Genomic DNA, 13,335 nt, shown 5'->3' with positions numbered 1-13,335 from the left:
AGACTGCGCCTATGAAATTTAAAGATCTTTTGTCTGAACAAGAAAAACAGTTGTTTAAAGACGCTATAGGCAAGATAAAGCCTATGGTGCAAGACAAGATACACCCAGCGAAAAGAACCATCAAGCCCAAATCACAAATCGGCACAAATAAGTCGAGAAAACAGCTTGCTGAGTTCCACTTTAGCGACGAATTTGAGCCCAATTTGAATCAACAAGGGCCAATGAAGTATGTTCGTGAAGATGTTGATAGCTTTGAAGCTAAAAATTTGCGTCGCGGCGTATATCCGCCAGACTTAATTTTAGACTTGCACGGGCTAGACCAACACCAAGCGAAAAAAGAAATTGCAGCGCTACTTTACGCCTGCCAAAAAGAACATGCCCAATGTGTATGTATTGTTCACGGTATTGGCTCTCGCATACTTAAAAATAAAGTACCACATTGGCTTGTTCAACACCCTGATGTTATGGCTTTCCATCAAGCGCCCCTCGAATTTGGCGGTGACGGCGCGCTTTTGGTGCTAGTGGAATTAAAAGATAAATTTGTCCGTTAGTCAGTTTCACTAACACCAATGCTAACTGGGCCGAGCTAGGTTAACGATTCGACGACGGCGAATAAGTCGCGACTAACTCACCTAAGCAAGCCCTGGGATCATAAGCTATTTTTGCAATTTCAGCCGTTTGAAAAATCGGCGAGCTCGCACCAGCACTTAACGACTCAACCAGGTAACTAACGATTGGCATATGACAAACAAAAAGCATGTTCTTGAACGGCGCTTCACTTAGTGTACCGTCGATAAAATCATGAACATCTTTCGCCCGCCCCATTGGCGTAATCATGTCTAACGTTTGTAACTTTTCAGTAAGACCAAGCTGCTCAGCAACAATGGCAGCCGTTTGCTGTGCCCTTGTGTACGGGCTTTGATAAATCACATCAAAAGATTGCTGCTGCTCTTGTAAAAACGCGGCCATTTTTGCCACTTCAATACGACCACTCTCACTTAGCGGTCGTTGGGAATCTGATGCTGCTTGATCAATCGCGTGACCATGGCGCATGATGAATATATGCATACTTCTCTCTAACTGCGTTTTCCAGAGGCTTTAGCTCGGTAATTGCGATTATTACCTATAGTGTAATTGAATGTAACCAGATTTCGTGTAGTTTCAAGTCTATTTGAAGTTTTTGTCAATTTTTTATTCAACAAATAGTAGCAATTTAGATACACATTAGTGCTTGAACTAAGCTAGAATTAGTATAGTTTTATATTTAATACCAATTGGTTAGCGGTTATTGAAGAGTTCAATTCGGAGAAACGCTTGATAAAAAGCCCCAATGACAATAAAAATTATCATTCGCTCACGCTAGCTAATGGCTTACGAGTTTTGCTGATTGAAAACACCGAAAGCCAAAAGGCAGCTGCGGCCCTAGCCGTCAACGTTGGTCACTTTAGCGATCCAATTGACCGCCAAGGCATGGCACATTTTCTCGAGCATATGCTTTTTCTCGGTACTAAGCACTTTCCAGATGGCAACGAGTATCAGCAATTTATCGCTAAAAATGGTGGCCATCATAACGCTTGGACCGCAACAGAACACACCTGTTATTTCTTAGATATTTTTTATCAACAGTTTGAAGCAGCCCTTGAGCGCTTTAGTGACTTTTTTATCAACCCATTGTTATCGCAATCTTTTATCGAAAAAGAGCGTCAGAATATCGACGCCGAGTTTAAGCTGAAATTAAAAGACGATATTCGCAGGCTTTACGACGTTCACAAAGAAACGATAAATCAACAACACCCGTTTTCTCAATTTAGTGTTGGCAACATCGACACCTTAGCCGATAGAGAAAACAGCAATGTGCGCGACGAGCTGGTGAGTTTTTATCAGCGTCATTACTATGCACAAAATATGACGTTAGCGCTCGAGGGGCCAATACCACTAGCTGAGCTAGAGCGGCTTGCAACGCAATACTTTAGCCCTATTGTTTCGAATAACGCGCCAAAAGCCGAAATAGCACAGCCAATCTATCAAAAGCAGCATCAGGGCATCAAAATTGACGTTTGCCCTGTCAAAGATGACAGACAATTAATCGTCAGCTTCGCGATGCCATGTTTAGACGGGTACTATCAGCACAAGCCTGAAGCACTCATTGCTTATTTACTTGGTCATGAAGGGCCTGGTAGCTTATTGTCATACCTCAAACAGCAACACTGGGCATTAAGATTAAGTGCCGGCTCAGGTATTCACGGCTCAAATTTTAAAGACTTTAACATTTCAATCTCCTTGACCGAGAAAGGAGAAGCGCATGTCGATGAGATTATCGCTGCCTGTTTTAGTTATATCGAGCTGTTAAAAGCAAAGCCAATTGATGAAATTTATTTCGACGAAAAAAAGGCGATTGCTTCATTGTCATTTAATTTTCAAGAGCAAGTAAAGCCTATAGAGTCGGTGAGTCACCTGGTAATGAATATGCACTATTACCCGAGTGAGCATTATATATACGGCGACTATATAATGGCCGCCATGAATCACCAGTATTTATCTGAAATATTAGCTTATCTATCGCCTGATAACCTACGGGTAATGCATGTATCAAAACAATTGAACTTTGATAAAACCAGCCAGTGGTATCAGGTTCCATACAAGGTTAGCGCATTTAACGAACAGCAAAAGACGCTTTGGCAAAACCCGCCTGAGCTAGCACCATTGCATTTGCCCGAGAAAAACCCTTACATTGTCAAAGCGCCTGAAATCGTCGTTAAAGAAAAAGAGCAAACCCAACCGGAAATCATTAATAAAGAAAATGGTTTAACCGTGTGGTTTAAACAGGACCAAAGCTTTAACATTCCAAAGGGTTATATTTATCTCAACATAGACAGCCCGTATTGTGTCAGTAGCGACGAAACCATCGCGATGACCCGACTATTCGTCAACTTATTTACCGACAACGTAACAGAAGCTCATTACAATGCTGAGTTAGCCGGCATGCACTACCACTTATATCCGCACCAAAGTGGTATGACGTTGCAAATTTCCGGCTTAAGTGAAAAGCAGCCATTATTACTTGAGAAGCTACTACATTCGCTTACCAATCAAGTGTTTTGCCAAGACAAGTTTAATTTGTTCAAGCAACAGTTAATTAAACACATTAAAAACACGCAGGATAGTAAATCAATATCGCAACTATTTTCAGCTGTCAGCAGCTTGTTACAACCACAAAAACTAGATGCTGAAGCCTATATTAAGGCTTTAGAAAACGTTGCCTTTGAGCACTTTCAACAATTCTATCTACGCTTGTTTGAAAAAATCTATCTTGAATTATTTATTCACGGCAACTGGCAACGCTCACACGCCGAAGAGATAACAACAGTTGTTAAAACAGCGTTTAATGGTTCTACACATGATAACGCGCAACAAGAAATTCCAGTTATTGATACTCAAGGAGCTGGAACCTTAACCCACTTCTTGACGTTGCACGAGCACGATCATGCAACGATTGTTTACTTCAATTTTGCCGACAAATCGGTGACGACCATGGCCTATGCGATGATCGTCAGTCAGTTGTTGTCACCGCACTTTTTTGAACAAATGCGCACTGAAAAGCAATTCGGCTACCTCGTAGGCGTAGGTTACGTACCCACGGGTTATTACCCCGGCATGGCGCTATATATTCAATCACCGCATACCAACTCGATAAAATTACTCGAAGCGATTGAGCAATTTGTTAGCACCAGTAACAGTTTAATTAGCCAATTGACGGAACAAGAATGGTACGCTTTGCGTTCAGGGCTAGCTGGTCAGTTACTCGAAAAAGATGCAACGCTGCGGATTAAAAGTCAGCGCTTTTGGGGCTCAATCACTAGCCACGATACCGAGTTTAACAATAAAGCAAAACTGATAAATGCTATCAGTAATATGGAACTTGATGAAATAAAAGCCTTTGTCAGTGAACGTTTACTCGATGAATCAGGACAAAACATTGCCGCAGATCACATCTGTTTGATGACCGCAAAAGACCTCGATTTATCAGTATTATCTAACACTGACAGAGACTTACAAGAAGTTAGCAAAAAACTCCAAAAAACAGGTAAAATAAAGTTTTAGGTGGCCGATAAGATAATATCGGCCATTTTTATTGACTTAGGTCGACGCATCACATTTAATGGCATATACATTTACAAAAAAATAACAATGATGTGATGTTGCAATTTCCTGTTGTTTAGCAAGGTAGTATTAGTGCTGTTTTCCCGTTTTAGAAACAATTTGAGTTTCGTTTTTTTGTTGCAACTTTCGTTGTTACTCGTTTTATCACCCCTGAGTTTTGCCTCTACATTTTCCCAAGAGTTGAAGTTTGATCGCTTTTTAACTGAGCATGGACTCTCACAAAGTACAATAATAGATATCGTTGAAGATCAACAAGGTTTTATCTGGTTAGCAACAGAAGAAGGCTTGAATAGATTCGATGGTGAAAATTTTCACGTCTATAAAAAAGACAAAAACAACCCAAATTCGATAGCCGATAACCTTATTAGAACAATATTAGTTGATAAAACTAATACGCTTTGGGTTGGTACTGGCAATGGATTAAGTAGATACAACAGAAAATTCGACAACTTTGATAATTACTATCATATAAAAGATGAACCCAGTTCGCTTATCGATAGTGAAGTTTGGGATATATATCAAGATAACAACGGCGAGATTTGGGTGTCTACACTTGAAGGTATTCACAAGTACGACAAAGAGAATAATGACTTCAGAAAAATAAGAATTAGAGGTTTCGAGCACAAACTTAAAGAAGTCATCAACATATACCAAGACCACAAAGGTAATTACTGGTTTGGTACATATGGAAATGGAATTTTCATCTCGAATGAAAGCTTATCTTTTACTTTTTCACTGAATGATAACTCGAATAAATATGGTATTCATCTCAATGCAGATAGTTTATTCGATATAAAATATTTTGATGAACACTACTGGTTAGCCACAAACTTAGGTGTATTTAAATTAAATAATGCGTTAACCGTTTTGACTCCAATCTCAGAAGTAAACCGACTGAACTCAGGTTTTCCTATCCGATCAATATCTGTATATGACGAAAACACATTGTGGCTTGCAAGTGCTGACGGATTATTAATCTTCAATGCCAATACACAGTCATTGAGTTTACAAAGTTCCTCTGCTGTTAATTCCTCATTATCAAGCAACAACACAAGGAAAGTATTAAAAAGTAGCTTAGGTAAAATGTATGTTGGCACATACAAAGGCCTTTCAGTGTTTAGTCCAATGTACGCTTTATTCGAACACGTTCCGATTGGTCTTAGTGAAGGGGGGGCATCTATTGAGAAATTACTTGAGCTACCCGATGGTTCGATTTTATTGAGTTCTGAATCAGAGGGCTTGAATAGGCTAATAGGTGATAGAGTGTCTAAAATAGATGTACCGTTTGCATCTGAGATAAATACTTTAAAACGAGTAGATGACAATTTTTTTATAGCAGTCACCTACCAAAGCGAACTATTCAAAGTCAATTCCAATAACTTTTCTTACAAATCGCTTGGAAAAATAAATGTTCAACCATCGTACTTAACATCTAGCCAAATTGCGGTGAATGACGAAGTCATTTGGTATTTAGATAATGAAAACACCTTAAACGCAATAAGCCTAGATACAGAAGAGCCTATTTATTATCAAGACCCTGTTGTGGGCAAGTCCATTTATTACAGTGAGAATAGACTTTGGGTTCTAAATAACAATGCGATCTATACCCTACCTGTAAAAGGCAGTGTGCCTGAAGAGATAACATTAAACACAAAGGTTTCAAACGCCCTCTCTGATTACGAAAAAATCGTTATTGGTAATAGCCATATCTGGCTTACTTCATCAGATACTGGCGTTCTTTTGATCCATACAGATGGCCAAAGTATTGAGTTTAATACTCAAACTGGCTTGATCAATAACATGATAAGTTCCCTAGTATTAGACAACAAAGATAATGCTTGGGTAACTACAACTAAAGGAGTAAGTATATTACACCCTGCTAATGGTAAGATATTTAATTTTTATACCGATTATAAGTTGCAAACAAATGAAGCAATGTACTCGTCAGCCATCATCTCGTCAGACCAACAGTTTTACTATGGTGGGCTAAATGGAATCCACAAAGTGGATACAGACTTAGGTTTATCGATTAAACAGGAGATAAAACAGCCTATTCTAAGTAATTTGCGGGTGTTGAATAAAAACATTAAGCCATCGAATAAACCAAACTCTATTTTAAAGTTTCAGTTAAGTGAAACAGATATCTTCACTTTAAACCACAAAGATTCCCCCTTTACTTTTGAGTTTGTTTCACCAAACGCCCCTCTGATAGAGCAGTTAGTTTACAGATACAAATTGGAAGGACTTGACGAAGAATGGATAGAGACAGATCGAACAAATAAACGAGCAACTTATACAAACTTAAGTGCTGGTTTATACACATTTAAAGTTGAAGCTTTTGATAAATATCACCCTGAAATTAGACAATTTAACTCCATAAAGTTAAATATCCTTCCCCCATGGTGGTTATCAGCTAAAGCAATATTTGTATATGTGATTATGGCAATGGCCATTGTTGCTTACTTTATTCAGCAAGCTCGCTACAAGCGTCAATACAACTTACAAATTAAAAAAAGTGAAGAACGATTAAAGATCTCTTTATGGGGTAGTGGCGATGAAATGTGGGACTGGAATATATCAACAGGAAAAATTTATCGCTCGAATATTTGGGGAATATTAGACTTTCCACAAGATGGACGACGCAACTTAGGGACCGACCAAACAAACATCCACCCGCAAGACATTCCGCGAGTTAGAGATGCGCTTAACGAGCATTTTGCCGACGACTCAACACACTTTGAGGCAACCTATCGAGTCAAAGGGAAAAACGACAAATGGATGTGGATCCTCGATAGAGGCAAGATAGTTGAGCGTGATAAAAATAATGAACCAACCCGTATGACGGGCACATTAAAAGATATTAGCCACATTAAAACGGCAGAAGAACGCCTGAAACTCTTTGCCAAGTGTATTGAAAACATATCAGATGCGGTAATCATCTACGATCGTCAATTTATCACCGTCGACGTTAACAAGGCGTACCAAAAGATTACGGGGGCATCGCGTCAAGCAATGCTTGGCACCTCAATGAAGTTTGTTCGTTACTCTGAAGCTTTTAACCAAAACGTTAAAAAGCATTTGATTACCAAAGGCTCATGGCACGGTGAAGTTGAAAGTTTACGCAACAACAACGAGCTATACTTAGCCGATTTAAATATTGACGTAATCCGTGACGAAAACAACAACATCTCTCATTTTGTTGGCGTATTCTCAGATATTACAGAGCGTAAGCAAACAGAAGCGGAACTGCGTAAGCTTGCCAACTCAGATACCTTGACCGGCTTGCCAAACCGTTCTTATTTTCAGGCACATCAAGCTAAGTTAGTTAACAACAAAACCCCTCATGCCCTACTCGTTTTTGACTTAGATAACTTCAAAAAAATTAATGACTCAATGGGACATGAAGTTGGTGATGTCTTACTCTGTAAAGTTGCCGATAGAATTCTGAATATCGGCAGAAAACAAGATTCGGTATACCGATTAGGTGGTGATGAATTCAGTTTGATAATCGAGAATACTAACGATATTCACACCATTACGAGTATTGCAAAAGATATCCTAAAAACCATTGCACAGCCGCTCAAATTAAAAAACCAAGAGTTAGTGTTGTACAGTAGTATTGGTATTGTTTTGTTCCCTGAAGACGGTGCATCGCCGCAGGAACTGCTCAAAAATGCCGATACAGCCATGTATCACGCCAAAGACCTCGGTGGTAATAAATACCAATTCTTCAGTGAATCAATGAATAAACAAGCGGTTAAGCGCTTGCAAATTGAAAACCTAATTCGCCACGGTCTAAAAGAAGATTTCTTCTCTGTCTTTTATCAACCCAAGATTGAAATTAGTACAGGCAAAGTATCAGGTATGGAGGCGCTTGTCCGCTTTGAAACGCCAACCAAAGGGATAATTAGCCCTGGCGTATTTATTCCAGTATCAGAAGAGACGGGTCAAATCATTGACATCGGTGAAGTTGTATTACGAAAATCTTGTGTTGCAACTAAAAAGTGGGTTGACGCTGGTTTGTTTAAAGGCCGTATTGCCGTCAATTTATCAGCGGTGCAATTTACTCAACCTAACTTAGTGAAGATGATAAGTGGTATCCTAGAAGAAACAGGACTAGAGGCGAAATATTTAGAGCTCGAGATCACTGAAGGTACGGTTATGGATTCACCGCAAGAAGCAATCGATACGATGTTACAAATTCGCTCGATGGGCATTCACTTATCACTCGATGACTTTGGTACCGGTTACTCTTCGCTTGCCTACCTGAAGAAATTCCCACTCAATACCTTAAAAATCGATAAAGCCTTTGTCGACGACATAGAACACTCAGATCAAGGACGAAATATGGTTGCCACTATTGTGACTATTGCCCATAACCTTGGCTTAAACGTTGTAGCTGAAGGCGTTGAAACAGAGCCACAGCTGAGTTTCCTATCAGGTTTACGCTGTGAGCAAATGCAAGGTTACTTATACAGTAAACCGTTATCAGAAAAAGACTTCCAAAACTATTTACTATCGTATCGTATCACTGATAAATCGACTAAATTCACTAGCTAATTGTTTTCAACAGTCAGACCAGTAAAAAGCGCCGACAATATTTTGTCAGCGCTTTTTTTTACTAAAAATTGTCCGCGTCAAAAAAATGTAAAACAATCCAAACATCGCTAGAACACTTAACTTACCTAGCGTTAACACTTTGGCATTATTTCTGCTTAATAGATTGTGACTTTCAATTAATAGGAATAATAAAAATGATCAGTTCACTAGTATTAGCACTTGGTTTAGCAACTTCTCCAGTATCAGATATTCAAGAACAAAGTGAGATCGCAAATACAGGTACTATTTCTACCATTCAACAAGCAGCCAAAGGTCGTGGTATCAAAGTTAACGACTTTCAAGAAGCAGCTAAAGGTCGAGGCATCAAAGTTAATGACTTTCAAGAAGCAGCTAAAGGTCGTGGTATCAAAGTTAATGACTTTCAAGAAGCAGCTAAAGGTCGTGGCATCAAAGTTAATGACTTTCAAGAAGCAGCTAAAGGCCGTGGAATCAAAGTGGCCAAAGGTCGCGGTATCAAAGTTTAAATCAAGTCGTTTTAATTAATCCATAAGGCAGTATTATGATTAAATTTATTAAAAGCTTATTTGTAACAGAGATTAAAGAAAATCCTATTGCAGCTCGAATTGAAATCAAAGAAGTATCAGCTACCACTTGGTGGAGCTAACAAAAGACTTAATAGCTCTCTATTAAGCAACCAAAATCAAAAGTCTAGAAACGCTACATGGACGTTAGCGCCTCTATATCACGGAAGGCTCAATCACCTCTATGCGTTAAATAAAAGTCCAGGAATGCCGTATTGACGGTATGCTTTCATTCGTTTTTGCATGTTAAACATGGGTAGTAATAAAGGACCAAAAACCAAGCCGGCGAACGCCCAGCGCTTTTTACCTAAGCCATTACATACCGCTTGAACATAAAAATAACTCGCACTTAAAAGACTAACCAAAACAACAAGCAACAACATAACTTCTACTTAACCTTTTCGAACAACAAAAAAATTAGAGCAACAGCTCTACCAAAGGGGTGAGTATAATAGCAAATGTCTTAACTGGTTAAAAGTTACCCAATAAAAAAAGAGGCAAATATTGCCTCTTTTTTATACAAGATTTACCGCTCGGCAATAAATTGCCGCTTTAATGTAAAAACTTAATAGTAGGTTTTCCCTTCGTCAGCCATTTTCACTAACGCGTCACAAGGCGTAAATCGCTCGCCATGAGCTGCCGCCCACTGGTTTAACTGAGCAACTAAATTTTTAGCACCAATGGTGTCTATATAGCGGTATGGCCCACCTAAGAACGGCGGGAAGCCAATACCGAAAATCGCACCAATATCGCCATCGCGTGCATTGCGAACAATCCCTTCGTCTAAACAACGCGCAGCTTCGTTAAGCATCATGTACACACAGCGTTTAGCCATTTCAAGTTCACCCATTTTCGCTTGTGGTTGAATGCCCAATAAGTTGTAGATAGACTCATCTACTTGCTTGCCTTTTTTACCACTGCCATATTGGTAAAAGCCTTTCTTCGCTTTTTTACCTAAACGGCCATCGGCAATTAACTTGTCAAAAGCAGCAGGTGGCGCAAAGCGATCGCCTAATTCAGCCTGTAAGATAGGGCCAATTTTAGAACCAACGTCAATACCCACTTCATCTAGTAACTGCATAGGCCCTACAGGGAAACCAAATTTTACTAGGGCTTTATCCAACTTCTCAACAGGCTCACCATCAAGCAGTAACATGGCCGCTTCGTTCATATAAGGCGCTAAGATACGGTTAACGTAAAAGCCCGCTTTATCTTTAACAACAATCGGTGTTTTCCCTTGCTTTTTGGCGAAGGCAACGGTTGTTGAAATCGTCTCGTCACTCGTCCCTTCATGGGCGATGATTTCAGCCAATGGCATTTTATCTACCGGCGAAAAATAGTGTAAACCGATAACATTTTCAGGACGCTTAGCATTTGCAGCAATTTGGCCGATCGGTAAACTCGAGGTATTACTAGCAAAAATTGTCGACGCTTTACAATTTTCTTCAACGTCAGCAACCATCTTCTGCTTCAATGATAAGTCTTCAAAAACCGCTTCAACAATAATGTCAGCGTTCTTTAAGCCTGAATAATCCAGTGTACCTGTAATTTGAGCCATTTGGCTCTGCATTTCACTATGACGCATAAAGCGTCGCTTTACTTTCTTATTCAAAATATCAAAGCTGTATTTAAGCGCATTGCTGATACCTTGATGATTGATGTCTTTTATACGCACCGGTACTTTAGCTTTAGTTGCTGTAACAAACGCAATACCGCCGCCCATTAAGCCACCGCCAAGTACACCGGCTTGTTTTACTTTAGCGGGTTCAACACCTTCAACGCCCTGCTCTTTTTTCATTTCAGTAGTAGCAAAGAAAATGTTGCGCAATTGCTCAGATTCAGCTGTCATCACAAGCTCAGCAAAGTTATTCGCTTCCACTTGAAAACCTTTCGCCGGCGATTGCTCAACGCCCGCACGAATACACTCAATGATTTTAAGCGGCGCAGGGTAATTACCTTTAGTTTTCGCTAACACCGTTTTCTTAGCTTGATCAAAAACAACTTTACGGCCTAAAGCATTGCCTTCAAGTACTTTATCCATCAATGATGTTTTACGCGGAGCAGGTTTAACTTTACCTGATAAGATCATCTCTTCAGCCGTGCGAAGCAAGATTGATTGAGGCACTACATCGTTAACGATACCGGCTTTTAACGCTTGTTTTGCGCGTAGTTGTTTACCGGTAAGCATCATATCAAGCGCTTTTTGGATCCCTACTAACTTAGGTAAACGCTGAGTACCGCCACCACCTGGTAATAAACCAAGTTGAACTTCAGGCAAGCCCATCACTGTTTTCGGGCTATCAGAAGCAACACGACCATGACAGGCCAAGGCAAGCTCTAAGCCACCGCCTAAACATGCACCGTGGACAGCAGCTACAATTGGAATAGGTAAATTAACTAACTGATCAAAAATGGCGTGGCCTTGAAGGGCAATTTCTAACACCTCTTCTTTTGACTGACAACCTGCAAGCATGTTGACATCGGCGCCAGCGACAAACGAATCAGGCTTGCCACTAACAAGGACAATACCTTTTAGTGAAGTATCGGCTTTAATATCGGCTAATACTTGTGAAATTTCATCGCCAAATTCAGCTTTTAGCGTATTCATCGTATCGCCTTTCACATCCATAACGAGATGCGCAATACCGGAGTCTTGTTTGATTAACTCAAATGCACTTTGTTTTTGTTCTGTCATTATGCTGTCTCCACAATCATAGCTGCACCTAAACCACCTGCTGCACATGCTGTGGTTAAACCAACACCGCCACCACGGCGATTTAATTCGTTAAGTGTTTGAGTAATTAAACGCGCGCCGGTCGCGGCAAATGGGTGACCATAAGCTAGTGAGCCGCCCATCACGTTAAACTTGCTCATATCGATATCACCAATCGCGTGATCTTGGCCTAATTTCTCATTGGCAAACTTTTTCGAACCAAACATCTTCATATTCGCCAATGCTTGTGCGGCAAATGCTTCGTGCATTTCAATGAGATCTAAATCTTTAAGCTCCATACCCGCGCGTTTAAGTGCTAACGGTGTCGCATAACTTGGCCCCATGAGCATATCTTCCCATACGTCAATAGCGGCAAATCCAAAGCTCTTAATATAACCAAGCGGTTGATAACCAAGCTCTTTTGCACGGCCTTCACGCATTAATAAAATCGCCGCCGCGCCATCGGTTAATGGTGTTGAGTTAGCCGCCGTAACAGAGCCGTGCTTGCGATCAAATACCGGGCGCAATTTAGCGTAACCTTCAAGTACTGAGTTTTCGCGAATGCAGTTATCTTTATCGATAAATAATTTGTAAGGTTCAGGGTGCGCGGTCATCACTTCACCGTCTAAATTACCTTTAGCCCAGTTTTCTGTCGCTAAAGTATGAGAGCGATGGGCTAATTCATCTTGATCAGCGCGAGAAATATTATGGGTTTTCGCCATTTGCTCAGCTGTTTGGCCCATTGATAATCCTGTTGAGTACTCTGCAACCGCCGGCGGTACAGGTAACAAATCTTTCAAGCCTAACTGCTTGATTAGGCCAAACTTTTGACCAAACGTTTTCGCTTTCGATAAATCAAGTAATGTTTTAGCAAGCTTTTTAGAGACACCAATTGGCGCAACCGATGATGAATCAGCACCACCAGCAATACCCACATCAACCGTACCCGCCATAATAGACTCTGCAACGTTAACGGTTGACTGAAAGCTTGTAGCACAGGCACGAGAAACACTATAGGCATCAGTGTGGACACTCATTCCCGTACCTAAGACTATTTCACGCGCAATGTTTGGTGCTTCTGGCATTTGCACAACCTGACCAAACACTAATTGATCAACAATTTTAGGGTCTAAGTCGTGTTTTTTAATTAATTCGTTAACGACGATCTTACCTAAGTCTACAGCAGGTACGCCGTGATAAGCCGTTGCCTGTTTAGCAAAAGGTGTACGCAAACCGGCAACAATTGCGATACGCTCACCATTGCGAGTTGTTAATGTATTTTTTGTCATACTCATTCCTTAATAAAGAGGTCTGACCTCT

8 protein-coding genes are annotated in these 13,335 nt (G+C 40.3%); 4 read left to right on the top strand and 4 right to left on the bottom strand.

Annotated elements, in window-relative coordinates; translation table 11 throughout:
• The first annotated feature begins 11 nt into the window (after positions 1–11).
• Positions 12–551, top strand: a complete 540-nt coding sequence (gene smrB, locus LP316_RS08720) for an endonuclease SmrB (protein ID WP_193020622.1) — start codon at positions 12–14, stop codon at positions 549–551.
• Between the two features lie 40 nt (positions 552–591).
• On the opposite strand, the gene sixA is transcribed toward smrB, so the two are convergent.
• Entirely contained in the window at positions 592–1,068 is a 477-nt protein-coding gene (gene sixA, locus LP316_RS08715) for a phosphohistidine phosphatase SixA (protein ID WP_193020621.1), read from the bottom strand.
• A gap of 246 nt (positions 1,069–1,314) precedes the next feature.
• Between sixA and LP316_RS08710 the strand changes: the two genes are divergently transcribed.
• The 3 genes from LP316_RS08710 (at position 1,315) to LP316_RS08700 (ending at position 9,245) form a co-directional block, all read left to right on the top strand.
• On the top strand, positions 1,315–4,101 hold the full coding sequence (locus LP316_RS08710) for an insulinase family protein (RefSeq protein ID WP_193020620.1): 2,787 nt from the start codon (positions 1,315–1,317) through the stop codon (positions 4,099–4,101).
• 159 nt (positions 4,102–4,260) lie between these two features.
• On the top strand, positions 4,261–8,721 hold the full coding sequence (locus LP316_RS08705) for an EAL domain-containing protein (protein ID WP_193020619.1): 4,461 nt from the start codon (positions 4,261–4,263) through the stop codon (positions 8,719–8,721).
• 194 nt (positions 8,722–8,915) lie between these two features.
• Positions 8,916–9,245, top strand: coding sequence for a hypothetical protein (locus LP316_RS08700; RefSeq protein ID WP_193020618.1), 330 nt, complete (start codon positions 8,916–8,918; stop codon positions 9,243–9,245).
• Positions 9,246–9,484: 239 nt separating this feature from the next.
• Here LP316_RS08700 and LP316_RS08695 read toward each other — a convergent pair whose 3' ends face one another.
• From LP316_RS08695 to fadI, 3 genes are all read right to left on the bottom strand, one after another.
• Positions 9,485–9,685 (bottom strand): hypothetical protein, encoded by a 201-nt coding sequence (locus tag LP316_RS08695; protein ID WP_193020617.1) that lies wholly within the window; start codon positions 9,683–9,685, stop codon positions 9,485–9,487.
• 182 nt (positions 9,686–9,867) lie between these two features.
• On the bottom strand, positions 9,868–11,997 hold the full coding sequence (gene fadJ / locus LP316_RS08690; RefSeq protein WP_193020616.1) for a fatty acid oxidation complex subunit alpha FadJ: 2,130 nt from the start codon (positions 11,995–11,997) through the stop codon (positions 9,868–9,870).
• Entirely contained in the window at positions 11,997–13,304 is a 1,308-nt protein-coding gene (gene fadI, locus LP316_RS08685; RefSeq protein WP_193020615.1) for an acetyl-CoA C-acyltransferase FadI, read from the bottom strand. Before fadI ends, fadJ begins: the two co-directional genes overlap by 1 nt.
• Between the last annotated feature and the right edge of the window lie 31 nt (positions 13,305–13,335).

The sequence above is a fragment of the Thalassotalea sp. LPB0316 genome (assembly GCF_014898095.1).
GTDB lineage: Bacteria > Pseudomonadota > Gammaproteobacteria > Enterobacterales > Alteromonadaceae > Thalassotalea_G.
The sequence above is the reverse complement of the archived record's forward strand: the minus strand, read 5'-3'. Positions and strand labels throughout refer to the sequence as shown.